27 protein-coding genes, 1 tRNA gene and 1 pseudogene are annotated in these 26552 nt (G+C 68.3%); 16 read left to right on the forward strand and 13 right to left on the reverse strand.

Annotation, left to right across the window (positions count from 1 at the left end):
• Window positions 1-36: 36 nt before the first annotated feature.
• The 5 genes from ACSFA7_RS09265 to ACSFA7_RS09285 are packed head-to-tail and all read left to right on the forward strand — an operon-like array spanning window position 37 to window position 3316.
• On the forward strand, window positions 37-648 hold the full coding sequence (locus ACSFA7_RS09265) for a hypothetical protein (RefSeq protein WP_435499110.1): 612 nt from the start codon (window positions 37-39) through the stop codon (window positions 646-648).
• Window positions 648-1307 (forward strand): hypothetical protein, encoded by a 660-nt coding sequence (locus tag ACSFA7_RS09270; RefSeq protein WP_435499111.1) that lies wholly within the window; start codon window positions 648-650, stop codon window positions 1305-1307. The genes ACSFA7_RS09265 and ACSFA7_RS09270 overlap by 1 nt, the downstream gene beginning before the upstream one ends.
• A gap of 7 nt (window positions 1308-1314) precedes the next feature.
• Entirely contained in the window at window positions 1315-1800 is a 486-nt protein-coding gene (locus tag ACSFA7_RS09275) for a hypothetical protein (RefSeq protein WP_435499112.1), read from the forward strand.
• A complete protein-coding gene (locus ACSFA7_RS09280) occupies window positions 1797-2636 on the forward strand; it encodes a COG1470 family protein (protein WP_435499113.1) in 840 nt (279 codons plus the stop codon). The genes ACSFA7_RS09275 and ACSFA7_RS09280 overlap by 4 nt, the downstream gene beginning before the upstream one ends.
• A complete protein-coding gene (locus ACSFA7_RS09285; protein ID WP_435499114.1) occupies window positions 2633-3316 on the forward strand; it encodes a hypothetical protein in 684 nt (227 codons plus the stop codon). The genes ACSFA7_RS09280 and ACSFA7_RS09285 overlap by 4 nt, the downstream gene beginning before the upstream one ends.
• Window positions 3317-3439: 123 nt before the next feature.
• On the opposite strand, the gene ACSFA7_RS09290 is transcribed toward ACSFA7_RS09285, so the two are convergent.
• Both ACSFA7_RS09290 and ACSFA7_RS09295 read right to left on the reverse strand, forming a co-directional pair.
• Complete coding sequence (locus tag ACSFA7_RS09290; RefSeq protein WP_435499115.1) at window positions 3440-4477, reverse strand: ABC transporter substrate-binding protein; 1038 nt, start codon at window positions 4475-4477, stop codon at window positions 3440-3442.
• 72 nt (window positions 4478-4549) lie between these two features.
• Complete coding sequence (locus tag ACSFA7_RS09295; RefSeq protein WP_435499116.1) at window positions 4550-5461, reverse strand: LysR substrate-binding domain-containing protein; 912 nt, start codon at window positions 5459-5461, stop codon at window positions 4550-4552.
• Window positions 5462-5562: 101 nt separating this feature from the next.
• Between ACSFA7_RS09295 and ACSFA7_RS09300 the strand changes: the two genes are divergently transcribed.
• Entirely contained in the window at window positions 5563-6573 is a 1011-nt protein-coding gene (locus ACSFA7_RS09300; RefSeq protein WP_435499117.1) for a zinc-dependent alcohol dehydrogenase family protein, read from the forward strand.
• A gap of 180 nt (window positions 6574-6753) precedes the next feature.
• Complete coding sequence (gene aqpZ / locus ACSFA7_RS09305; protein ID WP_206176048.1) at window positions 6754-7461, forward strand: aquaporin Z; 708 nt, start codon at window positions 6754-6756, stop codon at window positions 7459-7461.
• Between the two features lie 25 nt (window positions 7462-7486).
• Here the strand turns inward: aqpZ and ACSFA7_RS09310 are convergent, their stop codons facing one another.
• The 5 genes from ACSFA7_RS09310 to ACSFA7_RS09330 form a co-directional block, all read right to left on the reverse strand.
• Window positions 7487-7825, reverse strand: a complete 339-nt coding sequence (locus tag ACSFA7_RS09310) for a hypothetical protein (protein ID WP_435499118.1) — start codon at window positions 7823-7825, stop codon at window positions 7487-7489.
• Between the two features lie 124 nt (window positions 7826-7949).
• On the reverse strand, window positions 7950-9344 hold the full coding sequence (locus ACSFA7_RS09315; RefSeq protein WP_435499119.1) for a sensor histidine kinase: 1395 nt from the start codon (window positions 9342-9344) through the stop codon (window positions 7950-7952).
• On the reverse strand, window positions 9341-9997 hold the full coding sequence (locus tag ACSFA7_RS09320; RefSeq protein ID WP_013544025.1) for a response regulator: 657 nt from the start codon (window positions 9995-9997) through the stop codon (window positions 9341-9343). Before ACSFA7_RS09320 ends, ACSFA7_RS09315 begins: the two co-directional genes overlap by 4 nt.
• 123 nt (window positions 9998-10120) lie before the next feature.
• Window positions 10121-11224: a winged helix DNA-binding domain-containing protein gene (locus ACSFA7_RS09325; RefSeq protein WP_435499120.1), complete on the reverse strand. Its 1104-nt coding sequence runs from the start codon at window positions 11222-11224 to the stop codon at window positions 10121-10123.
• Window positions 11225-11234: 10 nt separating this feature from the next.
• On the reverse strand, window positions 11235-12068 hold the full coding sequence (locus tag ACSFA7_RS09330) for a pseudouridine synthase (RefSeq protein WP_435499121.1): 834 nt from the start codon (window positions 12066-12068) through the stop codon (window positions 11235-11237).
• Between the two features lie 81 nt (window positions 12069-12149).
• On the opposite strand from ACSFA7_RS09330, the gene ACSFA7_RS09335 reads away from it, so the two are divergent.
• The 9 genes and pseudogenes from ACSFA7_RS09335 (at window position 12150) to ACSFA7_RS09375 (ending at window position 19884) form a co-directional block, all read left to right on the forward strand.
• Window positions 12150-13220, forward strand: coding sequence for a bifunctional nicotinamide-nucleotide adenylyltransferase/Nudix hydroxylase (locus ACSFA7_RS09335; protein WP_435499122.1), 1071 nt, complete (start codon window positions 12150-12152; stop codon window positions 13218-13220).
• 142 nt (window positions 13221-13362) lie between these two features.
• Window positions 13363-13542: pseudogene (locus tag ACSFA7_RS09340) on the forward strand (nicotinamide phosphoribosyltransferase domain-containing protein); the annotation flags it as partial.
• 332 nt (window positions 13543-13874) lie between these two features.
• A tRNA-Arg gene (locus tag ACSFA7_RS09345) sits at window positions 13875-13994 on the forward strand.
• Window positions 13963-14730 carry a hypothetical protein gene (locus tag ACSFA7_RS09350; RefSeq protein WP_435499568.1) on the forward strand — a complete coding sequence of 256 codons (768 nt, stop codon included), beginning with the start codon at window positions 13963-13965 and terminating at the stop codon, window positions 14728-14730. Before ACSFA7_RS09345 ends, ACSFA7_RS09350 begins: the two co-directional genes overlap by 32 nt.
• Before the next feature lie 319 nt (window positions 14731-15049).
• Window positions 15050-16204, forward strand: coding sequence for an MGDG synthase family glycosyltransferase (locus tag ACSFA7_RS09355; protein WP_435499123.1), 1155 nt, complete (start codon window positions 15050-15052; stop codon window positions 16202-16204).
• The gene (locus ACSFA7_RS09360) at window positions 16201-16695 is read left to right on the forward strand and encodes a hypothetical protein (RefSeq protein ID WP_435499124.1); all 495 of its coding nucleotides are present in this window, start codon (window positions 16201-16203) and stop codon (window positions 16693-16695) included. Before ACSFA7_RS09355 ends, ACSFA7_RS09360 begins: the two co-directional genes overlap by 4 nt.
• Window positions 16692-17237 (forward strand): dual specificity protein phosphatase family protein, encoded by a 546-nt coding sequence (locus tag ACSFA7_RS09365; RefSeq protein WP_435499125.1) that lies wholly within the window; start codon window positions 16692-16694, stop codon window positions 17235-17237. Before ACSFA7_RS09360 ends, ACSFA7_RS09365 begins: the two co-directional genes overlap by 4 nt.
• A 90-nt stretch (window positions 17238-17327) precedes the next feature.
• A complete protein-coding gene (locus ACSFA7_RS09370) occupies window positions 17328-18458 on the forward strand; it encodes a zinc-binding dehydrogenase (RefSeq protein ID WP_435499126.1) in 1131 nt (376 codons plus the stop codon).
• Window positions 18459-18693: 235 nt separating this feature from the next.
• Complete coding sequence (locus tag ACSFA7_RS09375; protein ID WP_435499127.1) at window positions 18694-19884, forward strand: tetratricopeptide repeat protein; 1191 nt, start codon at window positions 18694-18696, stop codon at window positions 19882-19884.
• Here the strand turns inward: ACSFA7_RS09375 and kdpE are convergent.
• From kdpE to kdpB, 6 genes are all read right to left on the reverse strand, one after another.
• A complete protein-coding gene (gene kdpE / locus ACSFA7_RS09380) occupies window positions 19881-20579 on the reverse strand; it encodes a two-component system response regulator KdpE (RefSeq protein WP_435499128.1) in 699 nt (232 codons plus the stop codon). The two genes, ACSFA7_RS09375 and kdpE, sit on opposite strands and share 4 nt — an antisense overlap.
• A 4-nt stretch (window positions 20580-20583) precedes the next feature.
• Window positions 20584-23328 (reverse strand): DUF4118 domain-containing protein, encoded by a 2745-nt coding sequence (locus ACSFA7_RS09385; protein WP_435499129.1) that lies wholly within the window; start codon window positions 23326-23328, stop codon window positions 20584-20586.
• Window positions 23329-23343: 15 nt separating this feature from the next.
• Window positions 23344-23478 (reverse strand): hypothetical protein, encoded by a 135-nt coding sequence (locus tag ACSFA7_RS09390; RefSeq protein WP_257864064.1) that lies wholly within the window; start codon window positions 23476-23478, stop codon window positions 23344-23346.
• Window positions 23468-23770 (reverse strand): hypothetical protein, encoded by a 303-nt coding sequence (locus ACSFA7_RS09395; protein ID WP_435499130.1) that lies wholly within the window; start codon window positions 23768-23770, stop codon window positions 23468-23470. The genes ACSFA7_RS09390 and ACSFA7_RS09395 overlap by 11 nt, the downstream gene beginning before the upstream one ends.
• 65 nt (window positions 23771-23835) lie before the next feature.
• Window positions 23836-24432, reverse strand: coding sequence for a potassium-transporting ATPase subunit KdpC (gene kdpC, locus ACSFA7_RS09400; RefSeq protein ID WP_435499131.1), 597 nt, complete (start codon window positions 24430-24432; stop codon window positions 23836-23838).
• A 12-nt stretch (window positions 24433-24444) separates the two neighbouring features.
• Window positions 24445-26544 carry a potassium-transporting ATPase subunit KdpB gene (gene kdpB / locus ACSFA7_RS09405; protein WP_435499132.1) on the reverse strand — a complete coding sequence of 700 codons (2100 nt, stop codon included), beginning with the start codon at window positions 26542-26544 and terminating at the stop codon, window positions 24445-24447.
• Between the last annotated feature and the right edge of the window lie 8 nt (window positions 26545-26552).

The following is a 26552-nucleotide window of genomic DNA, read 5'->3' on the forward strand; positions in this document are numbered from 1 at the left end:
ATGTCTCCTTTCATCTTTCTCAATCAAGGCAATTTCATGATCCGCAGTTCCATCGCCCATCGCATGCTCGCCATTTCCGTGGCAGCCGTCTCCCTCTTCACCGGCGGCGCCGCCATGGCCGAAAGCCAGTACGGCTCGGGCACCGGCACCATCACGGCGCAGGCCAATGTCAAGCTGAGCGTGGTCGTGCCCAAGCTCATCCTGCTGCGCGTGGGCGCAACCAACACCACGCAAGACACGGTGAGCTGGACGTCGGCCCTGAGCATCCCCGGCGTTGCGCCGACCACCCCCCTGGCCACGGCCGCCAACACCAACGTGGACTGGAGCGGCGCGGCCCCGACCGTGACCACCACCACCGCCGCAGGCGCGCTTACCGTGTACGCCTGGACCAACGCCGGCGCCGGCACCATCAACTGCGCAGTTGCCGCATGGAACGCCACCGGCGGCCCGACGAACGCCAACTTCACGGTGGCGACGACCGGCACGCTGCCGCACCCCGGCGCCAACCTCGGTGCCTGCGCCTCGACGCCGTTCCCCTCCAACACGGTGGCCACGGGCACGTGGACGTACGCTCTGGGTGGCACGCCGGCCAGCTGGACCGCGAACACGTACACCACCACCATCACCTACACCGCACAGGGCATCTGATGCATTTCCGGGCAGCGCACGTCGACGGATTCGGCCGCAAGGCACGGAGCCGGTGGCGCGGCCTGCTCGGGGCCGCGGTGCTGGCGGCGGGTACCGCCATGCCCGCGGGCGCGGTCATCACGACGGTGTCGGACTCCGGCGGCGTCTATGCCATTTCGCTGCGGGTCGGCTCCCTGAGCGGCGTCGATACCGTGGCCTTCAACGTGACCGGCACCAACGTGGGCCAGGCGCCCACGGCTGTGACCGGCTCGCAGACCATCGACGTCTCGGTCACGCCGATCCGGCCCACGACGACGTCGGGCACGGCACGGCCAGTGACGCTCAAGGTCGATTCGGTGGCAGGCCTCTCGTGCCAGTCGGGCGGCTGCGGCAGCACCATCATTCCCTTCAGCCAGATCAGCTGGGTTGCCAGCAACAACGGCAACGCCGCTTCGGGCGACATCCAGAACGGCCGCTTCAACGACACCAACAACCAGCAGATCGCGAGCTTCAACGCCAATGCGACCTTCTGCTCGTTCTGGCTCATCTTCTGCCTGGGCTACACCTACCAGTCGAACGCGATGAACGCGACACGGCTGCAGTTCAGCTACGACAACGACGTCGTCTACCCGGCCGGCAACTACAAGGGCACCGTGCGCTTCACGGCGTCCATGGAGTGACGCGCGCATGCACACCCTCCTGAGAACCGCCGCATGCGCCGGCCTCCTGCTGTGCCTGGCGCTTCCCGCCAGCGCGCTGGTCGCCCGGCTGGACGACTCCACCTCGCCCCGCGCCCAGGTCAACACCGACTTTCGCAGCGCGCAATCCATCGACGGCACCAGCTTCAATCTGCCGTTCGGGCGCATCGAATACCGACTCGCCACCGGGTCCTACATCGGCCGACGCGCGCGCATCTTCTACGTGATTCCCGCGGGCATTCCCGGCCTGCGCTCGCCTTCGGGCCTGCAGGTGCAATGGCGCGGCAACGGCGCCTTCGCAAGCGGCACCGCCCGCCCGGGCGAGCGCGTGCCGGTCTGGAGCGGCACCGTCGCCACGGCGTGGATGAACGAAACCTTCGACCTCACACTGCGCATCGATCCGCGCGAACTCCGCCTGCCATCGGGCGCCTCCCTGAGCTTCGAATCGATCTTCGAAATCGAGACCCTGCCATGAACAAGTTTCTGCTTCACACCCGCACGCTGCCGCAATGGCTGCGCGCCTCCTCTTTCTTCTTGCTGCTGGCCTGCGCCGGCGCCGCGACGGCCGCGCCATTCGAGATCGCCGTCTCCCCCTCGCGCTTCGAGGTGTCGGGCAAGAGCGGCGTGCGCCTGGGTCAGTCGCTGGACATCCACAACCTCGCGTCGGCCCCCACCGAGGTGTCGGTGCGCACCATCGACTGGAGCTACTCGGCCGACGGCAACATCACCTACCACGACGACCTGCAGCCCGGCAGCTGCCGGCCCTGGGTGGCGCTGGAGCGGCGCAGCGTGACGGTGCCGGCGCGCGGCAAGAAATCGTTCCGCTTCCAGATCGATCCGCCGGCGGGTTCGCCGCGCGGCGAGTGCCGCTTCATGATCGCCATCGAGGGCACCGAGCCCGCGCAGCAGACCATCATCCAGGGCGGCGGCGCCAGTCTGAGCCTGCCGGTGACGGGACGCATCGCGGTGGCGGTGTACCTCATGCTCGACGGCGCCGAGCCCAAGCTCGAGATGAAGCAGATCGCCAGCAGCGTGGCCAGCGGCAAGCGCCGCACCGTCGTGACCGTGACCAACACCGGCGACGCGCACGGCCGCCTCGAAGGCAGCCTGGACGCCACCGACAGCAAGGGCCGCGCCTTCGAACTGGTGCCCGAGGGCACGCCGATCCTGCCGGGCCAGACCCGCACGCTCGCGCTGGTGCCCAAGGCCGAGAGCGGCCAGCCCGCGCCGGAGCCGGTCTATCCCGTGAAGACCAGCGGCACGCTGGACTGGGACAAGGGCAGCTTCAAGGTGGACGCGGAGCTCAAGTGACACTGCGCGCGGACATGCGGCGCACCCGACCCGCCCGCACCGCAGTTCGCGGCATGGCGGCGATCGCCTGCGCGACGGGCATCGCCGCGACGATGCCCGTCGCGCGGGCGGACTCCAGCACGTCTGCCGCCGGCGCCAACGTTCCGCGCAGCACACAGGCAAGCCTGGACTTCACGATCGGCATCCAGAAATTCATCTTCTTTCGCATCGGCAACGGCGAACTCCCCACGCCCGGCGGTTCACCCAGCACCGTGACCTTCATGCTCACGCCCTCGATTCCCGGCGTTCCCACCACGCCCGCCGCCGGCAACAACACGGCGGTGAACTGGAGCGGCGCGGCACCGAGCTTCACGGTCACCCCCAGCGGCAACATGCTGCCCGTGGAAGTGCGCAGCAATGCCGGGCAGGTCACCCTGCGCGCCACCGCGACGGCACCGCTCGCCAACGGCGCGAACACCATTCCGCTGTCGGAAATCACGATCGCCTCCAGCGACGCCAACCTGCCCGCGCCGGCGATCCCCAATAGCGGCACGGGCAGCCCTGTGAACGTTGTCGGTACCAGCTTCAGCAACCTGGTGACGCAGCGCAACGCGAACTGGACCTTCTCTTACCTGAACTCGGCCAGCCGCACCGCCGGGACCTACAGCGGCACGGTCACGTTCACGGCCAGCACGCCCTGATCCGCAAGGCACTCATCCCTTCGCGAAACACCGCGGAACCGGCTTCGCCGGGCCGCTGGTGCAGCCCCCGGCAAGGTGAAAGGAGAAGCGAGGCGAAGTGCGCGGAGCCTGGGAGAAAGCCTTCTACCTCGGTTGTGACTCGACTTCGCGCGTCCAGCGATCGATCAGCCGCTTGCGCTCGGCCGCCTGCCCGTACTTCTGGAAGTCGTACTTGATGAGCTTCACATCGGCCATCGACGGAATGCGCGCATCGGGCTTGAAGGTCTTGTTGGCCGGCGACTGCAGGCTGCCTACCGTGCCGCCGATGGCCTGGCCCTTCGGGCTCATGAGCCAGTCGTAGTAGCGCTTCGCGTTCTCCTTGTTGCGCGCGCCCTTCACCAGCGCGATGCCGCCGATCTCGTAGCCCGTCCCCTCGCACGGCGCGGCGGTCTTCACCGGAAATTTGTCGTACCGCCAGCGCTCGAAGCCGAAGATGAAGCTCACGCCGATGGCCACCTCGCCCTTGGCCACGTTGGGCGCCTGCGCCTGGCCGCTGCGGGTGTAGCTGGTGACGTTTTTATGCAGCTTCTTCAGGTAATCGAAGGCCGCGTCCTCGCCCATCTGCTGCACGAGGCCCGCGATGATGGTGTAGGCCGTGCCGCTGGACGCCGGGTGCGAGATCTCGATCTCGCCCTTGTATTCGGGCTTGACCAAGTCGGCCCAGCACCTGGGTTCATGCAGCTTCTTCTTTTTGAGCACGTCGGTGTTGAAGCCGAAGCCGATCGCGCTCGTGTAGAAGCCGCCCACCATGTTCTGCGACAGCGCGTACTGCCGCACAGCCCAGTCGTGCAGGTCGTTGATGTAGGCCGGGCGATACGGTTCGAGCAGGCCCTGTTCCGCCGCCTGCAGGAACGGGTCGCCGGTGCCGCCCCACCAGATGTCGGTCTTGGGGTTCGCGGCTTCGGCGCGCAGCTGCGCACCGATCTCGCCAGTGCCCTTGTGCGCCTGCTGCACCTTGATGCCGGTCTCGCGCGTGAAGGCCGTGGCGGCCGCCTCGCACCAGCCCGCGTCGGTGCTGCACAGCGCATTGACCGTGCCCTGCGCGGCTGCGTGTTGCGAAGGCAGGAGAAGCGCCGCGAGGGCAACGGTGGCTGCGATGTTCCGGATGGCAAAGAGGCGCATGCGTTTCTCCTCGGGATGACGTGTTGTTTGTTCGAAGACGCAGGATAGCGCCCGCGTTGCAGATCACGACGATCACGGCGCGACCAGCAGCGGCGGCAGGTGCTCGGCCAGCCAGTCGATCACCACGCGCGTCTTGAACGGGAGGTAGCGGCTGCGCGCACGGATCACGTTCAGCTCGAAGCCGAAGGGCCTGGGTTCCTCGAACACGCGCACCAGCGTGCCGGCGGCGAGCGCATCGGCCGCGAGCCATGCGGGCAGGCGCGCCAGGCCCATGCCGCCGATGGCCGCTTCGAGCAGCACTTCGGCGCTGTCGCAGCGCAGGCGGGAAGGCAGCGCCACTTCGACGAGCCGGCCTTCGGCGTCGTGAAAGCGCCAGGTCGAGACCTGCCCGTCGCGCGCATAGAGCACGGCCTCGTGCGGTGCCTGCAGCGCATCGACGCCGCGGGGATGTCCGCGCTCGGCGAGGTACGCGGGCGCAGCGCACAGCACCATCCACTGCACGCCGACCGGCCGCGCGATCAGGTCCGAGGTGTCGGGCAACTCGCCGCTGCGGATCGCGAGATCGAGTCCCTCTTCGACCAGGTCCACGCGCCGGTCGCTGAACCCGAGTTCGAGCGAAAGCCCCGGATGCCGCCGGGCCAGCGCCAGCAACAGCGGCCCGATCTTGAGCCGGCCGAGCATCGCCGGCATGCTCAGGCGCACGAGGCCCGCTGCGGTGCTGCGCGCCACGTCGGTGAGCGCCTCGGCCGCGTCCAGCTCGGCCAGCGCGCGGCGGCAGCGCTCGTAATAGCCGTGGCCTTCCTCGGTGAGGCTCTGGCTGCGCGTGGTGCGCAGGAACAGCCGCGTGTCCAGGCGCGCCTCGAGCCGCGCGATGCTCTTGGCGACCGCCGAACGGGTGACGTGCAGCCGCTGCGCCGCGAGCGCGAAGCTGCCCGCTTCCACCGCCGCGACGAATTCCTCGATGCCTTGCAGGCGTTGGCTCATTGGATACTTTCAGGCGCCATCAAAGAGAAAATTATCCGCCACCGGATAGTTTTCATCGTCAATAGCATCAAGGCTTCGCTTTTTTCCTGGAGCCTCTTTCGATGCAAGAACCTGAAACGCTGCGCCGCTGGCAGCTTCCCCAATTCGGCCGCGCCCACCTCGCACAGGCCGAAGCGCCGCTGCCCGTGCCGGGCGCGGGCCAGATCCTCGTGCGGGTGGGCGCCGTTTCGCTCAACTACCGCGACCTGCTGATGATTCGCGACGGCATGGGCATGAAGCTCGATATGCCCTTCACGCCCGGCTCCGACATGGCGGGCACGGTGGTGGCCACCGGCGCAGGCGTGACGCGCTTCGCCGTGGGCGACCGCGTCGTCAACACCTTCTGGGGCGGATGGATCGACAGCCACTGGCACAGCGACGCCGTGCTCGCCGGCGGGCCCGGGCCGGGCATGCTCGCATCGCATGTGCTGATCGATGCGGCGTGGGCCGTGGCCGCGCCCGAGACCCTGAGCCTGGCCGAGGCCAGCACGCTGCCCTGCGCAGGCCTCACCGCATGGTTCGCGCTCGCCGAGACCGGCGGGCTGCGCGCGGGCGAGACGGTGCTGATCCACGGCACCGGCGGCGTCGCGCTGTTCGGCCTGCAGATCGCGCGGCTGCATGGCGCACAGGCCATCGTGGTGACGGGCAGCGAGGACAAGCGAGAACAGACGCTCGCGCTCGACGCCTCGCACGTGCTGCTGCGCGACAGCGACTGGTCCGCCGAAGTGCGCCGGCTCACGAACGGACGCGGCGCGGACCACGTGCTTGAACTGTCGAGCGGCCCCCACCTCGATCGCTCGCTGCAGGCCACCAAGCAGGGCGGGCGCGTGTCGATCATCGGCATGCTCGGCGGTGAAACGCTGAGCGCATCGTTCTACGCGATGGTGCTCGGCCGCGTGACGGTGCAGGGCATCGGTGTCGGCCATCGGCGCGCGCTTGAAGACCTGGTGCGCGCCATCGACATCAATGCGCTCAAGCCAGTGGTTGCAGCGCAGTACGAATTCGATGCGCTGCCCGCTGCACTCGACCACCTGGAACGCGGCGCATTCGGAAAGATCGTCATCACACTTTGAAGTATTGAGTCCTTCCGTTCACATGCAACGCAGTTGCGGCAGCGCACAAAACTTGCGCGATCCGTGAAGAGATTCCGTTCGCTGCAACGAGGTGCTCGACGCTCTCCATTTCTCGTTTCAGAATGCGCCCGCGCCCGGTTCTGGACCGTGCGCGCTTTCTCAACTTCAGGATGGAGCGTTATGGAACACAGTACCTACAAAAAATGGTCGGCCGAGTTCATTGGTACTTTCTGGCTCACGCTCGGAGGCTGCGGAAGCGCGGTCCTGGCAGCGGCCTTTCCGGGTGTCGGCATCGGCCTGCTCGGGGTCTCGCTGGCCTTCGGCCTCACGGTGGTGACAGGGGCTTATGCGCTGGGGCCGATCTCCGGCGGCCACTTCAATCCAGCAGTGTCGATCGGCCTTGCCGCCGCGGGCCGCTTCAAGGCCTCGCAACTCGCGGGCTACATCGTGTCGCAGGTGCTCGGCGCCATTGCGGCGGCCGGCATCCTCTATCTGATCGCCACTGGAAAACCGGGCGCGGACATCGGCGGCTTCGCCACCAACGGCTACGGTGAACACTCGCCCGGCAAGTACGGCCTGTACGCCGCCGCGCTGTGCGAAGTGGTGATGACGGCCGTGTTCCTGATCGTGATCCTCGGCTCGACGGCCAAGCGCGCAGCCGGCGGCTTCGCGGGCCTGGCCATCGGCCTGTGCCTCACGCTGATCCACCTGATCTCGATCCCGGTGACCAACACGTCGGTGAACCCGGCGCGCAGCACGGGCCCGGCCCTGTTCGGGCCGTCCTATGCGGTGTCGGAACTGTGGCTCTTCTGGGTCGCCCCCATTGCGGGCGCGATCATCGGCGCGGTGATCTACCGCGCCTTGCTCAGCAACGGCAACGACGACTGAGCGTCGCCGTCCCCGTCGACCGCAATCAGCTGCCGTTGGCCGACTTCACCAGCGGCAGCGAGGTCGACTGGCCGATCGATTCGGTGCCGGCGGGGTGCGAGGCGGCATAGGCGCCGGCTTGCACTTCGGTGTCCGAGACCTTGGACAGCATCGCGGGCGCGCTGGTCGACTGGCCGACGGACTCGGTGCCGCTCGGACGCGCAGCGGCCATCGCACCCGCCTGGACCTCCGGCTTTTCGGCCGAGTTCATCTGCAGCGGATGGAAGTCGGAGCCATCGGTCGTTTCGGCCGATGCATGGACGGTGCCCAGCGCTGCGAGCGCAGCGAAGGAACCAACGGCGAGAAGCTTGAAGGAAGTGCGCATGGTGTGTTCTCCGAGGGCAGGTTGTCTCCGGTCTCGTGCCATCACGCGAACTGCGTGCAGCAGGACCTGAGCGCACTCTAGGCAGCCTGACTGAGATGAGAGTGAGCGAAGAGTTAGCTGCGGCTTAGCGGAGCGATGACGGCAGATGCACCCGCGCCATGAGCCCCGGGCCGTCGTCCCGGTTGCGCAACTCGATGCGCATGCCATTGCGCTCGGCAGCGGTTCGCGCAATCGCCAACCCGAGTCCGCTGCCGCCGGCTGCGGCGCCGGGCACGCGGAAGAAGCGATCGAACACACGACCCATCGCTGACGGTGGAATGCCCGGCCCGTTGTCCAGCACATCGACCACCGCATGGCCCTCGACCTCGTGCAGCCGCACGTCGACCACGCCGCCTTCAGGCGCATAGCGCAGCGCGTTGTCGATCAGGTTGTCGAACACGCTGCGCAGTTCGGGCGCCGGCGCGGACACCACCGGCGTGATGCTGCCTTCGAAGCCCACGTCCACGCGCCGCGCATCGGCCAGCACCATCAGCTGGCTCACGCTCTCGCGCAGCAGCACCTCGATGTCGATGGCCTCGCGCGCCATGGCGCGCTGCGGCGCGTCCTGCCGCGAGAGGCTGAGCAACTGCTCGATCAGATGCTGCGCGCGCGTGACACCCGCTTCGAGCTGGTTGAAACGGTCGGTGGCCTCGCCGGCCGGCACGTGCGCGCGCAGGTTCTCGATCTGCAGGCCTATCGCGGCCATGGGCGTGCGCAGCTCGTGGGCGGCGTCCTGCACGAAGCGCCGCTGCGTGGCGAAGGCGCTGCGCACGCGCGACAACAGGTTGTTGAAGGCGCTCACCAGCGGCGCGATCTCGTCCGGCACGCGCGCGAGCGACAGCTCGGTGGGACTGCGCTCGTCCTGCGAAGCCACGTCACGCGCCACCGCGCGCAGCGAGCGCGAGGCCGCCGACACGATGAGCCAGAGGATCAGCAGCGTCAGCGGCAGCAACACCGCGATCGGCAGGCCTTCGAGCAGCGCGCGCTTCAGCACGCGGCGCTTCCGATAGTCCTCGTTCTGCAGCACCTGCACGCGCGGCTGGTCGGCGCGGGTGCCGGGCTCGGCGGTGTAGGCGCGCCAGTTCGCGCGCAATCGCGTGCCGGCATCCACATCGCTGAAACCGGGCCGGGGCTGCAGCGCTACCGGCAGCAAAGGCCACGACGTCGCGCGCAGCGTGCCGTCGGCATTCCAGATCTGCACGACGATGGCACCGTGCTCGAAGATGTCGTCGGTATGGAGCGGCTGCGGCGTCTTCTGCGGATCGCCCCCCCCATAGGACTCGGCCACCAGCCGCATCTGATCGTCGAGCGCGTTGTGGACCAGGTGGCCGTAGGCAATGAAGGTGAACCAGCCCGTGAGCACCGCCGCTGCAAGATGCAGCGTGATGAGCCAGAGCAGCAACTGCGTGCGCACCGACTTCGGGCGCCGCGATGCCTTGCGCGCAATCGGTTCGGCAGGCGGGCCCGGCGCGGCGCTCATGCCGCCACGCGCCACCCGAGCCCGCGCACGTTGCGAATCGACTCGGCGCCGAGCTTGCGGCGCATGCCGTGGATCAACACGTCGATCGCGTTGCTCGTCACTTCCTCGCCCCAGCCGTAGATGCGGTTCTCCAGCTGTTCGCGCGAGAGGATGGCGCCCGGCCGTTCGAGCAGCGCATGCAGCAGCGCGAATTCGCGCGCGGTGAGCGCCTCGCGCGCGCCGTTCACCAGCACCTCGCGGGTCGTGAGGTCCAGCTGCAGCACCCCGCTGCCCACCAGCGAATGCGCCGCGCCGTCGCGGCGCCGCACGATGGCCCGCATGCGAGCGAGCAGCTCGCGAAATTCGAAGGGCTTGAGCAGGTAGTCGTCGGCACCGAGGTCCAGGCTGTTGATGCGGTCGTCCAGGCCGTCGCGTGCGGTGAGCACCAGCACCGGTGTCGCGTCGCCACGCTCGCGTGCGCGCCGCAGCACATCGGTGCCGTCCTGCTTGGGCAGGCCCAGGTCGAGCAGCACGCAGGTGTAGCCGCCGTCGCCCAATGCGCTCTGCGCGAGCTCGCCGTCGCGCACCCAGTCGGCGGACCAGCCCGCGCCCTCGAGCGCCTGTTTCAGGCTGCGCCCGATCATTTCGTCGTCTTCCACCAAAAGCACGCGCATTGCGGCGACTCCTTGGGCCGCAAGGTAGCACGCGATCGGGATGATCGGTAGTGGGCCCTGCGCCGAGGCGCAGCGTAGGGGCGCAGTCTTAGGCGAAGCTTAGGCGCCATGCGGGCGCAAGGGTCACAGCACGCGGACGTCGTGCCGCTCGCCCTCGCCGTCCGTTGCAAAGGCCAGCAGGCGCATCGCCTCCTCCTGCACGCCGAGCCGGTCGGACTTGGACCAACGCATGAAAGGCTCCAACACCACCGTGGCCGTGTTCTTCGCCCGCTCGATCTTCCAGGTGCCCGTGACGAAGCCGTCGAGCAGCACCGTGCCGCGCACGATGCCGTTGATGGTGAACACGCGGGCGCGGTGCGACTCGCTCAGCACGCGGCTGCGATCGGCGTGCGAGAGCAGCAGGTTGTCCCATTCGGCGACCAGGCGCGGCGGCGCGGGGGTGTCGGGGTCGGGACGCGGCGCGCGCGGAAGATCGAACAGTTCCTGGCCCTGCTCACCAGTGAACACGCGCAGCTGCGGGCGCAGGCGCTCGGCCACGGCCTTCCAACCAGTGAGGCCCGACCACGCACCGGCGTCGGCGAGCGTGGCGGGGCCGAAGGCGGCCAGGTAGCGCAGCAGCAGGTCGTCCTGCGTGGCGGAAGTGACATCGGCGGCGGATTCGCCGAGCCACTGCCCGATGGGCTGCAACTGCGCGTTCTGGTGCGAGTTCCAGTTGCCCGCGGGCGGCAGGTGCACCAGCGGCACGTTGTTGCGGATGAGCGCGGCGAGCGAGGCGGGCGCCCGGTCTTGCCAGCGCAACGCGAGCGCCTGCCCGAGCTCGGTGCTGGTCAGCGGGCCTTCGTCCAGCAGCGCCTGCCCGGCCTTCACCACGGCGGCACGATCGATGCCTTCGAGGGCCCGTGAATGTTCGCCCGACAGTCCCCGCTGATGCACGGGTTCGAGCAGCGGACGCCATGCCAGCGCATCCGACGCGGCCATCAGGTGCAGGGTCGCGCGCAGCGTCGACATGCGCACGATGCGGCGCTTCTTCAGCGCGTCGGTGAGTTGCTCGCGGCGGAAGCCTTCGAGCCGGCTCCAGAGACCGATGTAGGGTGGGTTCGGCGCCTGCGCCTGCAGGCCGCCCAGTTTTTCGATGGCCTGCACGACCGTTGCCTTGCGCCGCTCCAGCAGCATCTGCCGCGCCAGCGTGGCCCGGTTCAGCGCGCGCTGGCTCAGCAGGGCGGCCATCAGTGAGGGCTCAGAATTTCTCGTGCGGCCCGAGGTAGCGCCACTGCCCCACCGGCAGGTTACCGAGCATCACCTTGCCGATGCGCACGCGCTTGAGGCCCACCACCTTGAGGCCGACCAGCTCGCACATGCGGCGGATCTGGCGTTTCTTGCCCTCGGTGAGCACGAAGCGCAGCTGCTCGGGGTTCTGCCATTCGACCCGCGCGGGCTTGAGCGCCTGGCCGTCGAGGCTCAGGCCATGCCGCAGCTTCGCGAGCATCGCCAGCGGGAAGACCGCCTGCACGTTCTGCGTGACGGGATCGTCGTCGTCCATGCGGATGAGCTGTCCGGTGGGCGCGGGCTGGCCCAGGCCGTGATAGGCCACGCGCACCAGGTACTCCTTCTCCATCACCGAGTCTTCGCCGATCAGCTGGCGTGCGATGCGGCCGTCCTGGGTCATCACGAGCAGGCCGATGGAATCGATGTCGAGACGCCCGCACGGCGCGAGGCCGCGCAACTGCTGAGGGCTGAAGAAGAAGCGCGCGTTGTCGTCCGCCCAGCGGTTCTGCGGCGTGAACAGCGTGACGGCGGGCTCGTGGCCGTCTTCGGCCTGCCCGCTCACAAAACCGATGGGCTTGTTGATCAGGATGGTGACCTGGTTCGCCTGCTGGCCCTTGGCGGCCTTGTCGATCTCGATGCGGTCCGACGGCGTGACCTTCACGCCCATCTCGGCCGGCTTGCCGTTCACCTTCACCCAGCCGTTGGCGATCCATTCGTCGGCCTCGCGGCGCGAGCACATCTTGAGTTCGGCCATGCGCTTGTTCAGGCGCACGGGAGCATGGGGGGAAGTGGAGGGCTCGGTCATCGGGGGTTGATCAATGTGCGGCACCGATGCTATCCTGAACCCAAGCGCAAGTTGATTGCGCCAATTTTGGGGGATTCCCAAGTGAGCACACGCAAGTTTCAATACACCATCGTCATCGGGCGTTTCCAGCCCGTCCATTTCGGTCACCAACGACTCATCGAAGAAGGCCTTCGCGCCGCCGATCGGGTCATCGTGGTGGTCGGCTCCGACCGCAAGCCGCGGAGCGTCAAGAACCCCTTCACCTTCGACGAACGCGAACGCATGGTGCGCGCCTGTTTGCGCGGCACCGAGCAGATGCGGGTGAGCGTCGTCGGCGTGGGCGACTCGCCTTACAACGACCAGATCTGGATCGCCTCGATCCAGTCGGCCGTCGACCGGCTGATCCAGCAGGACGGCCATGCACCTGCCAAGGCCAAGGTCGCGCTGGTGGGGCACCTGAAGGACGCGTCGAGCTACTACCTCAAGCTTTTCCCGCATTGGGAGTTCGTCGGCCAGCACAGCGTGGAGAGCCTCAACGCCACCGACGTGCGCGGCCTCTACTTCGATCCCGAGAACCGCGGCCAGCTCGCACCGGCCGACCTGCCCGACGGCACCGCCGCATTCCTCGAACAGTTCACGCACACCGCCGACTACGCCGAACTCTGCGAGGAGCGCGCCTTCCTCGTCGACTACCGCGACAAGTACCGCTATGCGGGCAGCGACTTCCCGCCGATCTACACCACGGTCGATGCCATCGTGGTCGAGGCCGGCCACATCCTGTTGGTGCAACGCAAGTTCCATCCCGGCAAGGGCACCTGGGCACTGCCCGGCGGCTTCGTCGGCCAGCATGAGCGGCTGCAGGATGCGGCCATCCGCGAGCTGAAGGAAGAAACCCGCCTGAAGGTGCCCGTGCCCGTGCTCAACGGCAGCATGAAGGCGAGCCACGTGTTCGATGCGCCCGACCGCTCGCAGCGCGGCCGCACGATCACGCACGGCTTCTTCTTCGAGCTGGCGCACAACCAGTGGACCGGTCTTTCGGATGTGCGCGCCGACGACGACGCAGCCGAAGTGCGCTGGGTGCCGATCGCAGAGTTCCTCGACATGCAGGACCGCATCTACGAAGACCACTTCTTCATCGCGAATCATTTTTTGGGTGGCCTGGGCAAGAACTGAACGACCAGGCTTTGTCAGCAAGAACGGCCCCGGTTGACGGGGCCCACGTGAAAGGAGCTTTCACATGAACCGCAACCTCACCTCCTCGCCCCTGGGCAACAACCTGCTGCTGCGCACCGACTCCTACAAGGTGTCGCACTGGATGCAATATCCGCCCGGCACGCAGACCGTCCACAGCTACATCGAATCGCGCGGCGGCATCTTCAGCCACTCGCTGTTCTTCGGCCTGCAGGCGTATCTGCGCGAATACCTGCAGACGCCGGTCACGCTCGCCGATGTCGACGAAGCCGCGGCAATGATGGCCGTGCACGGCGAGCCCTTCAACCGCGAAGGGTGGCTGCGGCTGATCGAGAAGCACGGCGGTCTGATGCCGGTGCGCATCCGCGCCGTGCCCGAGGGCAGCGTGCTGCCGGTGCACAACGTGCTCGCGACCATCGAAAATACCGACCCCGAGTTCTTCTGGGTCACGAGCTTTCTCGAAACCGAATTGCTGCGCGCGATCTGGTACCCGACCACGGTGGCCACGCTTTCTGCAGCCGCGCGCACCACGCTGCTGCGCTACCTCGAAGCGACCTGCGACGACCCGCAAGGCCAGATCGCCTTCAGGCTGCACGACTTCGGCGCGCGCGGCGTGTCGAGCCTCGAATCGGCGGCGCTCGGCGGCATGGCGCACCTGGTCAACTTCATGGGCACCGACACCTTGGCCGCCTTGGTCGCGGCGCGTCGCTACTACGACTGCGACGTGGCGGGTTTCTCGATTCCCGCGGCCGAGCACAGCACCATCACGGGCTGGGGCCGCGACCATGAATCGGATGCGTACAGCAACATGGTCGACCAGTTCGGCAAGCCCGGCGCCACCTTCGCGGTGGTGAGCGACAGCTACGACATCTTCAATGCCTGCGCGCGCATCTGGGGCGACGAGCTGAAGGCGAAGGTGGTGGCCTCGGGCGCGACGCTGGTGGTGCGGCCCGACTCGGGCGATCCAGCCGAGACCACGCTCAAGGTGGCGCAGATTTTGGCCGACCGTTTCGGCACCACGACCAATACCAAGGGCTTCCGCGTGCTGAACAACGTGCGGATCATCCAGGGCGACGGGGTGAACCTCGACTCGTTGCGGCTGTGCCTGTCGAACTTCTTTCACAACGGCTTCTCGACGGAGAACATCTCCTTCGGCATGGGCGGCGGGCTGCTGCAGCAGGTCAATCGCGACACCATGCAATGGGCGATGAAGTGCTCGGCGATGCAGGTGAACGGCGAGTGGCGCGATGTCTACAAGTCGCCGGTGGGCGATGTGAGCAAGGCGTCGAAGAAGGGACGGCTCGCGCTGGTGCGGAACGCGCGCGGTGAAGTGGAGACGGTGCGCGAAGAAACGCTTGCGGATGGGCAGGTGGATCTGCTGCAAACGGTGTTCGAGAACGGGCGCATCGTCACGAACACCACGTTCGATGCGATCCGCGAGCGGGCGGCGATTGGGGTGAATCAGTTCGTCACCTCGCGGGCGCCGCTCTGAAGATTTTTCGGGGTGGTGCACAGGCCACCGGGTACTCCCCTCCGCGAATGTCCTCCGGCCTGCGGCCTCCCCCTTGATTTCGCTGCGGGGAGCACCCGATGCCCTGCGCCCTGGGGCACGCTGCTGGTGATCGGCGATCGACGACCGCTCTGAAGCGCTCGCGCTGATGGTGGGCTCTGTTTCGCGAAATCAAGGAGGAGGCGAAGCCGGGGGACATTCGCGAAACAGAGCCCACCGTCGGCGCGAGTGCCGCCCCGAACAGCAGGCCTCGAGGCAGTGCCACATGGCATGTCCATAATCCGCCCAGACAGCCGAACCCATGACCAAACTCCTGATCCTCAGCGTGAGCGCCGGCAACGGCCACGTGCGTGCAGCACAGGCGCTTGCCGCCACCGCCCAGTCCCTCGCCCCGCCCTGCACGGCGGTCCACACCGACGCCATGGCCCATGTGGCCGGCGGCTTTCGCAAGGTCTACACCGACTGGTACATCCAGCTCGTGAACCGCGCGCCCGAGCTGTGGTCGTACCTGCACCAGCGCACCGACACCACGCCGCACCATGCGCCCTCGCAGCGCCTGCGTCGCGGCATCGAGCGGCTGAGCACCGGCGCGCTGGTGCGCGAGATCCGGCGCGAGAAGCCCGATGCCGTGATCTGCACGCACTTCCTGCCCGCGGAGCTTTTGATGCGCGAACGCAACCGCGGGCGCATCGACTACCCAGTGTGGCTGCAGATCACCGACTACGACCTGCACAACATGTGGCTCGTGCCGGGCATGGCCGGTTACCTGGCCGCGACGGAAGAGGTCGCCTTCCGCCTGCGCGCGCGCGGCATTCCCGCGGACCGCATCCACGTGACCGGCATTCCCGTGATGCCGGCGTTCTCCGAGCCCGACGTGCCGGCGCTCGCGCGCAACACCTGCGCTACAGAACTCAGGCTCGATCCGTCGCGGCCCGTGTTGCTGATGGCCTCGGGCGGTGCCGGCGTGGGCGATCTGCCGAGCATGGTCGAGCGCGTGCTCGGTCTCGGCGGGCATGACGGAAAACAGGGCAACTTCCAGGTCATCGCGGTCGCGGGCCGCAACGTCGAAGCGCACGGCAAGCTGCAGGCGCTGGCGGCGCGCCATCCGGGCCGCGTGGTGGCCGTGGGCTTCACCAACGAGATGCACAAGCTGATGGCCGCAGCCGACCTGGTGGTCACCAAGCCCGGCGGCCTCACGGTGTCCGAGTGCCTCGCGCTCGGCAAGCCGATGCTGCTGATCTCGCCGATTCCCGGACAGGAAGAACACAACGCCGGCTTCCTGATGGAAGAAGGCGCCGCCTGGCTCGCCTACGACGCCATCGGCCTCGACTACAAGGTCGCGCGCCTGATGGCCGACCCCGCCAAGCTCGCGAACATGGCCGCGCGCAGCCGCGCGCTCGGCAAGCCGCAGGCCGCGCGGGCCGTGCTGCAGCACGTGCTGGGTGCCGTAGCGTGAGCGGCGAGACCGAAAAAACCGGCGTGGGCCGCACGCTGGGCTACCTCGTGTGGGTGGTCGTGATGGCCTTCTTCTTCGCCAACGCCGAGATCCAGATCGAAGGCGGCGCGGGCTGGGCCACGTCGCTGCCCACCTGGCGCATCGAGAACAGCATCTGGCTCGACCTGTTCTGGGGCGGCCGCGCGATGACCGGCTACCACGCCTGGGTGTTCACCTTCATGGCACTGGTGTTCTTCTCGCCGCTGGCGTTCAACGGCAGGTGGACCTGGCGCAACGTGGGGCTCGCGGTTGCGGGGCTGATCGTGTTCTGGGTCTGCGAAGACTTCCTGTGGTTCATGATCAACCCGGCCTTCGGCTGGGCGCGCTTCAACCCGGTCGATGCGTTCTGGCACAAGCACTGGCTGTGGGGCGCGCCGGTCGACTACTGGGGCGGCCTTGCGGTGGCGGCGTTGATCCTGACGGTGCGCCATTGGCGTCGTCGCACGCGATGACAGCGGCAACCGGTACCGACGACCTGCGCCCCGGCCACTGGGCCGATCCGCTGGACGAGCTTCAGGTCGAGAACCTGCACCGCATCACACCCACGCTCTACCGCAGCGCGCAGCCGCGGCGCGCGAACGTGGCGGCGCTGCAGTCGCTGGGCATCCGCACCATCGTGAGCCTGCGGTCGTTCAACGACGACAAGAAGGTGTTCGCGGGCAGCGGCATCCGGCTGGTGCGCGTGCCGATCAACACCTGGTCCATCGACGATGCCAAGGTGCTGCGCGCGCTGGTCGCCATTCGCGAAGCCGAAAAGCAGGGCCCGGTGCTGATCCACTGCATGCACGGCGCCGACCGCACGGGCGTGGTGGCGGCCGTCTACCGCATGGCGGTGCAGGACTGGGACAAGGACAGCGCGCGCCACGAAATGCTGCGCGGCGGCTACGGCTATCACACGCTGTGGCGCAACATCCCGCGCTACATCGAGCGGCTCGATCCGCTCAAGATGCGCCACGCATTGGCCCATGCCCCGGTGATTCCGGTGGTGTCCTGAAGGCGCCTGCAGCTTTCGCACCCCGCTCCTATACTGGCCGCCCCGTGGCCGATGGCCATCTCCGAACGACCTTTCACAGGGGCTTCTTCCATGGCACTCCAACTGCGCTCCCTCGTCCGCTCGAACGGCGAACTCGAACTCTCGCTGCACGACGAACCGATCCCCGAACCCAAGGCCGATGAAGTGATCGTGCGCGTCGAGGCGTCGCCGATGAACCCGTCGGACCTGGGCCTCCTGTTCGGCGCCGCCGACATGACCACCGCGAAGGCATCGGGCACCGCGGACCGCCCGGTCGTCACCGCTATCGTTCCCGAACGCGCCCGGCCTTCGATGGCAGGACGGCTCGACCAGTCGATGCCCGTCGGCAACGAAGGCGCAGGCGTGGTGGTCAAGGCCGGATCGTCACCGGCCGCGCAGGCGCTGCTCGGCAAGACCGTGGCCGCCATCGGCGGCGCGATGTACTCGCAATACCGCGCCTTCCCTGCCGCGCAATGCCTCGAACTGCCCGCGGGCACGACGCCGGCCGAAGGCGCTTCATGCTTCGTCAACCCGCTCACCTCGCTGGGCATGGTCGAGACGATGCGGCGCGAAGGCCACAAGGCGCTGGTGCACACGGCGGCCGCCTCCAACCTCGGGCAGATGCTCAACAAGATCTGCCAGAAGGACGGCATCGACCTCGTCAACATCGTGCGCAAGCCCGAACAGGAAGCGCTGCTGCGCGGCATCGGCGCGAAGTACGTGTGCAACGCGACCTCGCCGACCTTTCTGGAAGACCTGACGCAGGCGCTGGTCGACACCGGCGCCACGCTCGCCTTCGACGCCACCGGCGGCGGCAAGCTCGCGGGCCAGATCCTCGGCTGCATGGAAGCGGCGCTGAACCGCACCGCCAAGGAATACAGCCGCTACGGCTCGACCACGCACAAGCAGGTCTACATCTACGGCGGCCTGGACCGCAGCCCGACCGAGTTCGTGCGCAACTTCGGCATGGCCTGGAGCATGGGCGGGTGGCTGCTGTTTCCGTTCCTGCAGAAGCTGGGGGCGGAAGGCACGCAGCGGCTGAAGGCGCGTGTGGTCGCTGAACTGAAGACGACGTTCGCGAGCAAGTACACGCGGGAGATTTCACTGATCGAAGCGCTGCAGCTCGATGCGATCGGGGTGTATGGCAAACAGGCTACGGGGGAGAAGTTTTTGCTGAATCCGAACAAGGGAATGGCGGGCTGATTCTTTCCCTTGGCGAAGGGCGCCCGGTATGCGGTGCGCGGTGCGCGCCGCATACCGGGCTTGAGGGTGAGCGGGTGCCCTGCATCTCTCAAACCATCCTGCAAAATCGAAGCCGGAGGGAGTCTTTCCTTCCGCGCAGTGCATGAAGAAGAACAGACGAAAAAGCGCACTGCTTCTCCGGCAATCCGGTGGTGCCCTCGGCTCGCAGCAGCCTGCGCCACCTCAATGAATGATCATGAAATTCAAGACAAAGCAGCTCCTCAGGAGCCTCTTGCTTGCCGCGCCGCTGTGCGTGGCCACACTGCCCGCCACCGCCGGCTGGGACGAGGGCTATGCCGCCTACAAGAGCGAGAACTACGCAGCCGCGCTCAAAGAGCTTCGTCCGCTGGCCGACAAGGGCGACGCGAAGAGCCAGTTCACTCTGGGCCTCATGCATGAGCACGGCAGGGGCGTGGCCAGGAACGATCGCGAGGCCGCCGCGTGGTACCGCAAGGCCGCGGAGCAAGGCCATGACAGCGCGCAAGCGAACCTCGGCACGATGTACGGCGAGGGCCAGGGCGTCCCCGAGGACAAGCAGCAGGCCTTCGCCTGGACGCGCAAGGCGGCCGAGCAGGGCCTGAAGTCGGCGCAGTTCAACCTCGGCGTGATCTATGAGAAAGGCGAAGGCGTGACCGCGGACCCGCGCGAAGCAGCCGCCTGGTATCGCAAGGCCGCGGACCAGGGGCACCTGGGCTCGCAGTTCAACCTGGCGGTGATGTACGAAGACGGGGAAGGCATTGCCAAGGACGAGCGCGCCGCGGCGGCGTGGTACCTCAAGGCAGCGGCGCAAGGCCAGAAGGATGCACAGACCAATCTGGCCATGATGCTCAACGAGGGACGCGGCGTTCCGAAGGACGAGCGCGCGGCCGTGGCGTGGTCGCGCAAGGCGGCCGCGCAGGGGGTGGCCAACGCGCAGTTCAACCTGGCCGTGGCGTATCACAAAGGCACCGGAGGCCTCACCGCAGATGTGCGGGAAGCCATCGTCTGGTACCGCAAGGCCGCGGAGCAGGGCTCGCGCGATGCGCAGTTCAACCTGGGCCTGATCCTCGGCGACGGCCTGGGCGTGCCGCGAAACTACGCAGAATCTTCGGCCTGGTATCTGAAGGCTGCGGCGCAGGGCGACGCCGTCGCGCAGAGCAAGCTGGGCCAGGCTTACCGCGCCGGCCACGGCGTGCCGAAGAACATCGTCGCCGCCTACGCGCTCAACGACGTGTCGGCCACGCTGGACGACTCGGACACCAACGAGGCCCCACGCAACCGCGACAAGCTGATCAAGTTCATGAACCCCGGCGAACTCGCACAAGCCAGGGCACTGGCGCAGCGCATGTTGGATGCGAACGTCGGGCTGATCGCCGCACTCGACCAGCACTTGGCGGCCAAGCGCTAGACCACCAACCGATACCCCACCGCCGTTTCGGTCAGCAGATGCTTGGGCTGCGCCGGATCGGTCTCCAGCTTCTGCCGCAGATGCCCCATGTAGATCCGCAGGTAGTGGCTCTGGTCCGTGTGCGACGGCCCCCACACCTCGCGCAGCAACTGGCGCTGCGTGAGCACGCGGCCTGCATTGGCGACCAGCACGGAGAGCAGCCGGTACTCGGTCGGCGTCAGGTGCACTTCGGCGCCAGCGCGGCGCACGATGCGGGCGGCGCGGTCGAGTTCGATCTCGCCGAAGCGGAAGACGGCCTCGGCGGGCTCGTCGTTGCCGCCGCCGGCTGCGCGCGGGCGGCGCAGGTTGGCGCGCACGCGGGCCAGCAGTTCGCCGGTGCCGAAGGGTTTGGTCAGGTAGTCGTCCGCGCCGGCGTCGAGGGCGGCGATCTTGTCGGCCTCGTCGGTGCGGGCGGACAGCACGATGATCGGCACGGCCGACCAGCCGCGCACGTCGCGGATCAACGAGACGCCATCGCCATCGGGCAGGCCCAAGTCGAGCACCAGCAGATCGGGCTGCCGCGTGCCGGCTGCGGCGAGGCCGTCGCGCAGTGTGCCGGCCTCGTGCACCAGCCAGCCCTCGGCCTCGAGCGCGCCGCGCACGAAGCGGCGGATCTGCGGCTCGTCCTCGATCACGATGGCGGTGGGGGATGGCATGGCTTCAGAGTTGGGCTTCGGCGGGTTCGGGCGGCTCGCGGCGCGGCAGGGTCACGGTGAATTCTGCACCGCCGTCGCGCGCATTGGCAGCGGTGATTTCGCCGCCGTGCGCGCTCACCACCGCGCGGCAGATCGCCAGGCCCAGCCCGACGCCCGGCGTGGCCGATTCGGCTTCGCCGCGGGTGAATTTGTCGAACAGCTTCTGTTCGCGACCCAGCAGCGCGGCGGGCAGGCCGGGGCCGTGGTCGCGCACCGTGAGCACCAGCGTGCCGGGCTCGGCGCGTGCGCCCACCACGATGGGCGGCGCGCCGTATTTGGTGGCGTTCTCCAGCAGGTTGACGAGCACGCGCTCGATCAGCACGGCATCGAATTCGACCAGCGGCAAGTCCGCATCGAGCGCGGTCTGCACGACAGCGTCACCCAGCGACGTGCGCGCCGCGCGGATCGACGAGCCCACCACTTCCTCGACCGACTGCCAGTCGCGCCGCAGGTTGACCGCGCCGCCCGCGATGCCGCTTTCGAGCCGCGCCATGTCGAGCAGGTTGTTGACCAGCGCATGCAGCTCGTGCGCCTGCGCGACGATGGCGCGCGCCGCGTTGTTGTGTTCCTCGGGCGGCAGCGTCTGCAGCGATTCGGCCAGCGCGATCAATGCGGTGAGCGGCGTGCGCACGTCGTGCGAGATCGCGCCGAGCAGGGCGTTGCGCAGCCGCTCCGACTCCATCTCGACCACGGCCTGCTGCGCCACCTCGACGTAGTGCACGCGCTCCAGCGCGATCGCGATCTGCCGCGCCAGCGTGTCGAGCTGTTGTGCCTGCTCCGGAATCAGCAGCCAGCGCGGCTGCGAGGGCGACAGCGCCAGCACGCCGCGCACGCGCATCGGCGCCTGCAGCGGCACGTAGTGCCACGGCTGTGCAGCCAACGTGGCGGTCGCAAGGCCCGCGGGCTGGCCGTGGCGGAAGGCCCAGTCGGCCACCTGTGCGTCGAAGCCCTCCGGTGGGTCCTTCGGCAGCACGAGCTGGTCGGCCGCGTCGGTTACCAGCACCAGCGCATGGCCGCCGAAATGGCCCTGCACCGCTGCAGCGCCGAGCGTGACGACCTGCGTGCTCTCCAGCGCGGCCGAAAGCTCGCGCGTGAGCTCGAACAATGAGCGGGCGCGCCGCTCGCGGCTGGTCGATACGCCGGCCGCAAAGCGCAGCCCCGCGGTGAGCTGCCCCACCAGCAGCCCGACGCCCAGCATGATCGCGAAGGTCAGCACGTACTGCACGTCGCTCACCGCGAACGACAGGCGCGGCGGCACGAAGAAATAGTCGAATGCCGCGACGTTGAGCAGCGCCGCCAGCGCCGAAGGCCCGCGGCCGAAGCGCATCGCGACGCCGACCACGCCGAGCAGGAACAGCATCACGATGTTCGAGAGCTCGAGCACGCCGGTCAGCGGCGTGCAGACCAGCGTGAGCGCCACGCTGGTGGCCGTCGCCCAGGCGTAGCCGGGCCAGTGGATGGGCGCCTTCTCGTGATCGTCGTCGTCGGCACGCGGGGTGTTGAGCGGCGTACGCGCCAGGCGGCGCGCGCTGTCGGCGCGGCCGACCTCCAGGATGTCGAGCGCGGGCGCACGCTGCGCCAGCGCACGCGGCAACGGGATCGCTGCGGCCGGCCACCAGCGGCGCCAGCCGCTCGCCGGCTCCGAGCGTCCCATCACCAGCGTCGCGCAGTTGAGCCGGCGGGCCTGCTCGGACAGTTGCTCGGCCACGTCGGAACCCGTGAGCACCGCGGTGGCCGCGCCCAGTTCCTCGGCCAGCTTGAGAACCGCGAGGATGCGGTCGCGCTCCGCGGCGGCCAGGCGCTGCAGCCGGGGCGTCTCGACGTACGCCGCATGCCAGCGCACATTCAGCTGGCCCGCGAGCCGCGCCGCGGTGCGCACCGTCTGTGCCGCGCCTTCGTGCGGACCGACGCACGCGAGGATCGCGCCCGAGGTGTTCCAGGCCTGCAGCGCGCCGCCGTGTCCGTTGCCGGCCGCGCCCGATTGTTCGACCCGCCAGCCGCGCACGTCGTCTTCCACATGCTCGGCGGTGCGGCGCAGCGCAATCTCGCGCAGCGCGATCAGGTTGCCCTTGCGAAAGAAGTTCTGCGCAGCACGCTCGGCCTGCTGAGGCAGGTACACCTTGCCGGCTGCGAGCCGCGCGGTGAGTTCATCGGGCGTGACGTCGACCAGCACCACTTCGTCGGCCTCGTCGAGCACGGTGTCGGGCACTGTCTCGTGCACGCGCACGCCGGTGATCGCACCGACCGTGCCGTTGAGGCTCTCGAGGTGCTGCACGTTGAGCGCCGACCAGACCTCGATGCCCGCGGCCAGCAACTCCTGCACGTCCTGCCAGCGCTTGGCGTGACGGGAACCCGGGGCGTTGGTGTGGGCCAGCTCGTCGACCAGCAGCACGGCGGGCTTGCGCACCAGGGCGGCGTCGAGGTCGAACTCGGCAAGCGTGCGGCCGCGATAGGCCAACTCGCGCAGCGGCAGCGTGTCGAGCCCCGCGAGCAGTGCGGCGGTTTCGCTGCGGCCGTGCGTCTCGACCACGCCGATGAGCACGTCGCGCCCCGCGGTGCGCTCGCGCTGGGCGGCGCTCAGCATCGCCCAGGTCTTGCCGACGCCGGCGCTGGCGCCGAAGTAGATGCGCAGCTTGCCGCGCAGCGCACGCGCCTCGTCATTGCGCAGCTGCGCAATCAGGGCATCGGGGTCGGGGCGGGTGTCGGGCATGGATGGCTGCGCAGGTTATCGCATCGGACCGCCCTTGCGGCGCTTGGCCTCGTGCCGCCGCGCGGTGCGCGAGAGCACCCACCAGGCAAAACCAAGCGGCACGAACAGCGCCGCGAGCGCCAGCAGCGCGTGAAAGAGGTCAGTGACCATCGCGCAGGCCGCAGCGCGTCAGGTGCTCGCGCCAGCTCACGAGCCGGCCGATCTCGCCCGAGGGCACGCACTCGATCAGGCGGTGCAGCACCTCGGCGTAGCTGGTGATGGGCAGGCGGATCATCAGTCGCACGCAAGGTGCATCGCTCTCCTGCGAGCAGAGCGCGTGCAGCAACGGTTCGCAGCGCACCACGCCCGCATCGGGGCAGCCCGCGATGCTGCGGCGCACGCGCAGCGCGTCGGCGCAACAGACGGTGACGTCGAGCACGTAGAACGGGCTCGTGGCTGTCATGGGAGCGTGCGTTCGCAGCACGCCAGGGTGTTCACGATAGGCGGCATAGGCCATGTTTTTTCTCCTCAACGCGCAGTCGAAGAAGTTGAAGCATCGAGCGCGAGATTCAGTGCAAGAACGTTGACGCGCGATTCACCGAGCAGGCCCCAGAGCGCGCCCTGGGTGTTCTTCTCGATCAGCGCGTTGATCTGGTCGATCGGCACCCCGCGCACGCGCGCGATGCGGGCTGCCTGGTAGTGCGCGGCGGCGGGGCTGATGTCCGGGTCGAGCCCGCTGGCCGAAGCCGTGACGAGGTCGACCGGCACCGGCGCGGTGTTGCCCGGATCCGCGGCGCGCAGCGCTTCGAAGCGCGCCTTGATCGCATCGGTCAGCGCCGGGTTGAGCGGGCCCTGGTTCGCGCCACCCGAGGCGCTCGCGTTGTAGGGCTGCGGCGCGGTGGCCGACGGGCGGCCCCAGAAGTGCTTCGGATCGCTGAAGTTCTGGCCGATGAGCTTCGAGCCGACGGTCGTGCCGTCGAGCACGATCAGGCTGCCCGCCGCCTCCTTCGGAAACACCGCCTTGGCGGCGCCGGTGACGGCCATCGGATAGATGAGCCCGGTGAGTGCGCTCAGCAGTGCGAAGAGCACGATGGCGGGGCGAAGAATGCTGCTGTTGTTGTTCATGAGAAATGCTCCTCAGACCAGATGGACGGCCACAAGCAGCCAGTCGATCAACTTGATGCCGATGAAGGGGACGAGCAGGCCGCCCAGGCCGTAGATGGCCAGGTTGCGGCGCAGCAGCGCGGCAGCGCCCACCGGCCGGTAGCGCACGCCCTTGAGCGCGAGCGGGATCAAAAACACGATGACGAGCGCGTTGAAGATCACCGCCGAAAGAATCGCCGACGACGGGCTCGCCAGGCGCATCACGTTGAGCGCGCCCAGCTGCGGGTAGGTCGAGACGAAGATCGCCGGAATGATCGCGAAGTACTTCGCCACGTCGTTGGCGATCGAGAAAGTGGTGAGCGAACCGCGCGTCATCAGGAGCGCCTTGCCGGTCTCCACCACTTCGAGCAGCTTGGTCGGGTTGGAGTCCAGGTCGACCATGTTGCCGGCCTCCTTCGCGGCCTGCGTGCCGCTGCCCATGGCCACGGCCACGTCGGCCTGCGCGAGCGCGGGCGCATCGTTGGTGCCGTCGCCGGTCATCGCGACCAGGCGGCCTTCGAGCTGGTAGCGGCGGATCAGCGCGAGCTTGTCCTCGGGCGTGGCTTCGGCGAGGAAGTCGTCCACGCCCGCTTCGGCGGCGATGGCCGCGGCGGTGAGCTTGTTGTCGCCGGTGATCATCACCGTCTTGATGCCCATGCGGCGCAGTTCGGCAAAGCGCTCCTTGATGCCGGTCTTGACGATGTCCTTGAGCTCGACCACGCCGAGCACACGGTCGCCCTCGGCCACGGCCAGCGGCGTGCTGCCGCGGCGCGCGGTTTCCTCGGCGGCGCGCAGCATCTCGGCGGGCATGCTGCCGCCCATCGATTCGACATGCCGGCGGATCGCATCGACCGCGCCCTTGCGCAGCAGCACGGCGTCGGTGTCCAGGCTGTTGGGCGCGGCCGGCAGGTCCACGCCGCTCATGCGGGTCTGCGCGGTGAAGGGCACGTAGCGCGCGATCTCGACGGCAGAGACCTCCAGGCCATCGCGGCGCGCGAGCTCCACGATGCTGCGGCCCTCGGGTGTTTCATCGGCCATCGAGGCGAGCATCGCGGCGCGGGCGAGCCGGCCCTTCGGCACGCCCGGCGCGGGCAGGAAGGCGCTGGCCTGGCGGTTGCCGTGGGTGATGGTGCCGGTCTTGTCGAGCAGCAGCACGTCGACGTCGCCGGCCGCTTCCACCGCGCGGCCCGAGGTGGCGATCACGTTGGCCTGCATCATGCGGCTCATGCCGGCCACGCCGACGGCCGAGAGCAGGCCGCCGATGGTGGTCGGGATCAAGCAGACGAGCAGCGCCACCAGTGCGGTGAGCGACACCACGGTGCCTGCGCCCGCGGCCTCCACGCTGAACACCGAGAACGGCAGCAGCGTGACGGTGACCATCAGGAACACGAGCGTGAGCGCCACTAGCAGGATCGTCAGCGCGATCTCATTGGGCGTCTTCTGGCGCTTGGCCGCTTCGACCATGCCGATCATGCGGTCCAGGAACGACTCGCCCGGGTTCACCGAGATGCGCACCACCAGCCAGTCGGACAGCACGCGGGTGCCGCCGGTCACGGCCGAGAAGTCACCGCCCGATTCGCGCACCACGGGCGCCGATTCGCCGGTGATGGCGCTCTCGTCGACCGAGGCCACGCCTTCGATCACTTCGCCGTCCAGCGGGATCACGTCGCCGGTCTCGACCAGCACGACGTCGCCCTTGCGCAGGTTGGGCGCCTGCTCGGGCAGCCACTGGCCCCCGTGATGCGGCTCCGTCAGTTTCTTGGCCCAGGTGTCCTTGCGAAGACCGCGCAGCGACGCGGCCTGCGCCTTGCTGCGGCCTTCGGCGAGGGCCTCGGCGAAGTTCGCGAACAGCACGGTGAACCACAGCCAGATGGTCACGGCGAGCACGAAGGCGGGCTTCATGCCGGTGTCGCCCGGGAAGCTCAGCGCATGCACCCAGAGCAGGCTGGTGAGGATGCTCCCGATGTAGACGATGAACATCACCGGGTTGCGCCACTGGGTGCGCGGGTTCAGCTTGGCGAAGGCGCCCCAGAGGGCGGGCTTGACCAGCGCTGCATCGAACAGCGAGAGAGAGGTTTTGGTGTTGGCAGTCATGGTGGGCT

The organism is Variovorax trehalosi (assembly GCF_051216415.1).
Taxonomy (GTDB): domain Bacteria; phylum Pseudomonadota; class Gammaproteobacteria; order Burkholderiales; family Burkholderiaceae_C; genus Variovorax.

Bases quoted from the DNA above. Each gene is read 5' to 3' on its own strand.
- ACSFA7_RS09370 (WP_435499126.1), top strand. From the start codon at position 17,328: ATGGCACTCCAACTGCGCTCCCTCGTCCGCTCGAACGGCGAACTCGAA.
- ACSFA7_RS09300 (WP_435499117.1), top strand. From the start codon at position 5,563: ATGCAAGAACCTGAAACGCTGCGCCGCTGGCAGCTTCCCCAATTCGGC.
- ACSFA7_RS09375 (WP_435499127.1), top strand. From the start codon at position 18,694: ATGAAATTCAAGACAAAGCAGCTCCTCAGGAGCCTCTTGCTTGCCGCG.
- ACSFA7_RS09385 (WP_435499129.1), bottom strand. From the start codon at position 23,328: ATGCCCGACACCCGCCCCGACCCCGATGCCCTGATTGCGCAGCTGCGC.
- kdpE (WP_435499128.1), bottom strand. From the start codon at position 20,579: ATGCCATCCCCCACCGCCATCGTGATCGAGGACGAGCCGCAGATCCGC.
- ACSFA7_RS09390 (WP_257864064.1), bottom strand. From the start codon at position 23,478: ATGGTCACTGACCTCTTTCACGCGCTGCTGGCGCTCGCGGCGCTGTTC.
- ACSFA7_RS09365 (WP_435499125.1), top strand. From the start codon at position 16,692: ATGACAGCGGCAACCGGTACCGACGACCTGCGCCCCGGCCACTGGGCC.
- ACSFA7_RS09270 (WP_435499111.1), top strand. From the start codon at position 648: ATGCATTTCCGGGCAGCGCACGTCGACGGATTCGGCCGCAAGGCACGG.
- aqpZ (WP_206176048.1), top strand. From the start codon at position 6,754: ATGGAACACAGTACCTACAAAAAATGGTCGGCCGAGTTCATTGGTACT.
- ACSFA7_RS09325 (WP_435499120.1), bottom strand. From the start codon at position 11,224: ATGGCCGCCCTGCTGAGCCAGCGCGCGCTGAACCGGGCCACGCTGGCG.
- ACSFA7_RS09275 (WP_435499112.1), top strand. From the start codon at position 1,315: ATGCACACCCTCCTGAGAACCGCCGCATGCGCCGGCCTCCTGCTGTGC.
- ACSFA7_RS09280 (WP_435499113.1), top strand. From the start codon at position 1,797: ATGAACAAGTTTCTGCTTCACACCCGCACGCTGCCGCAATGGCTGCGC.
- ACSFA7_RS09320 (WP_013544025.1), bottom strand. From the start codon at position 9,997: ATGCGCGTGCTTTTGGTGGAAGACGACGAAATGATCGGGCGCAGCCTG.
- ACSFA7_RS09290 (WP_435499115.1), bottom strand. From the start codon at position 4,477: ATGCGCCTCTTTGCCATCCGGAACATCGCAGCCACCGTTGCCCTCGCG.
- ACSFA7_RS09295 (WP_435499116.1), bottom strand. From the start codon at position 5,461: ATGAGCCAACGCCTGCAAGGCATCGAGGAATTCGTCGCGGCGGTGGAA.
- ACSFA7_RS09315 (WP_435499119.1), bottom strand. From the start codon at position 9,344: ATGAGCGCCGCGCCGGGCCCGCCTGCCGAACCGATTGCGCGCAAGGCA.
- ACSFA7_RS09395 (WP_435499130.1), bottom strand. From the start codon at position 23,770: ATGACAGCCACGAGCCCGTTCTACGTGCTCGACGTCACCGTCTGTTGC.
- ACSFA7_RS09355 (WP_435499123.1), top strand. From the start codon at position 15,050: ATGACCAAACTCCTGATCCTCAGCGTGAGCGCCGGCAACGGCCACGTG.
- ACSFA7_RS09330 (WP_435499121.1), bottom strand. From the start codon at position 12,068: ATGACCGAGCCCTCCACTTCCCCCCATGCTCCCGTGCGCCTGAACAAG.
- ACSFA7_RS09310 (WP_435499118.1), bottom strand. From the start codon at position 7,825: ATGCGCACTTCCTTCAAGCTTCTCGCCGTTGGTTCCTTCGCTGCGCTC.
- kdpB (WP_435499132.1), bottom strand. From the start codon at position 26,544: ATGACTGCCAACACCAAAACCTCTCTCTCGCTGTTCGATGCAGCGCTG.
- ACSFA7_RS09265 (WP_435499110.1), top strand. From the start codon at position 37: ATGATCCGCAGTTCCATCGCCCATCGCATGCTCGCCATTTCCGTGGCA.
- kdpC (WP_435499131.1), bottom strand. From the start codon at position 24,432: ATGAACAACAACAGCAGCATTCTTCGCCCCGCCATCGTGCTCTTCGCA.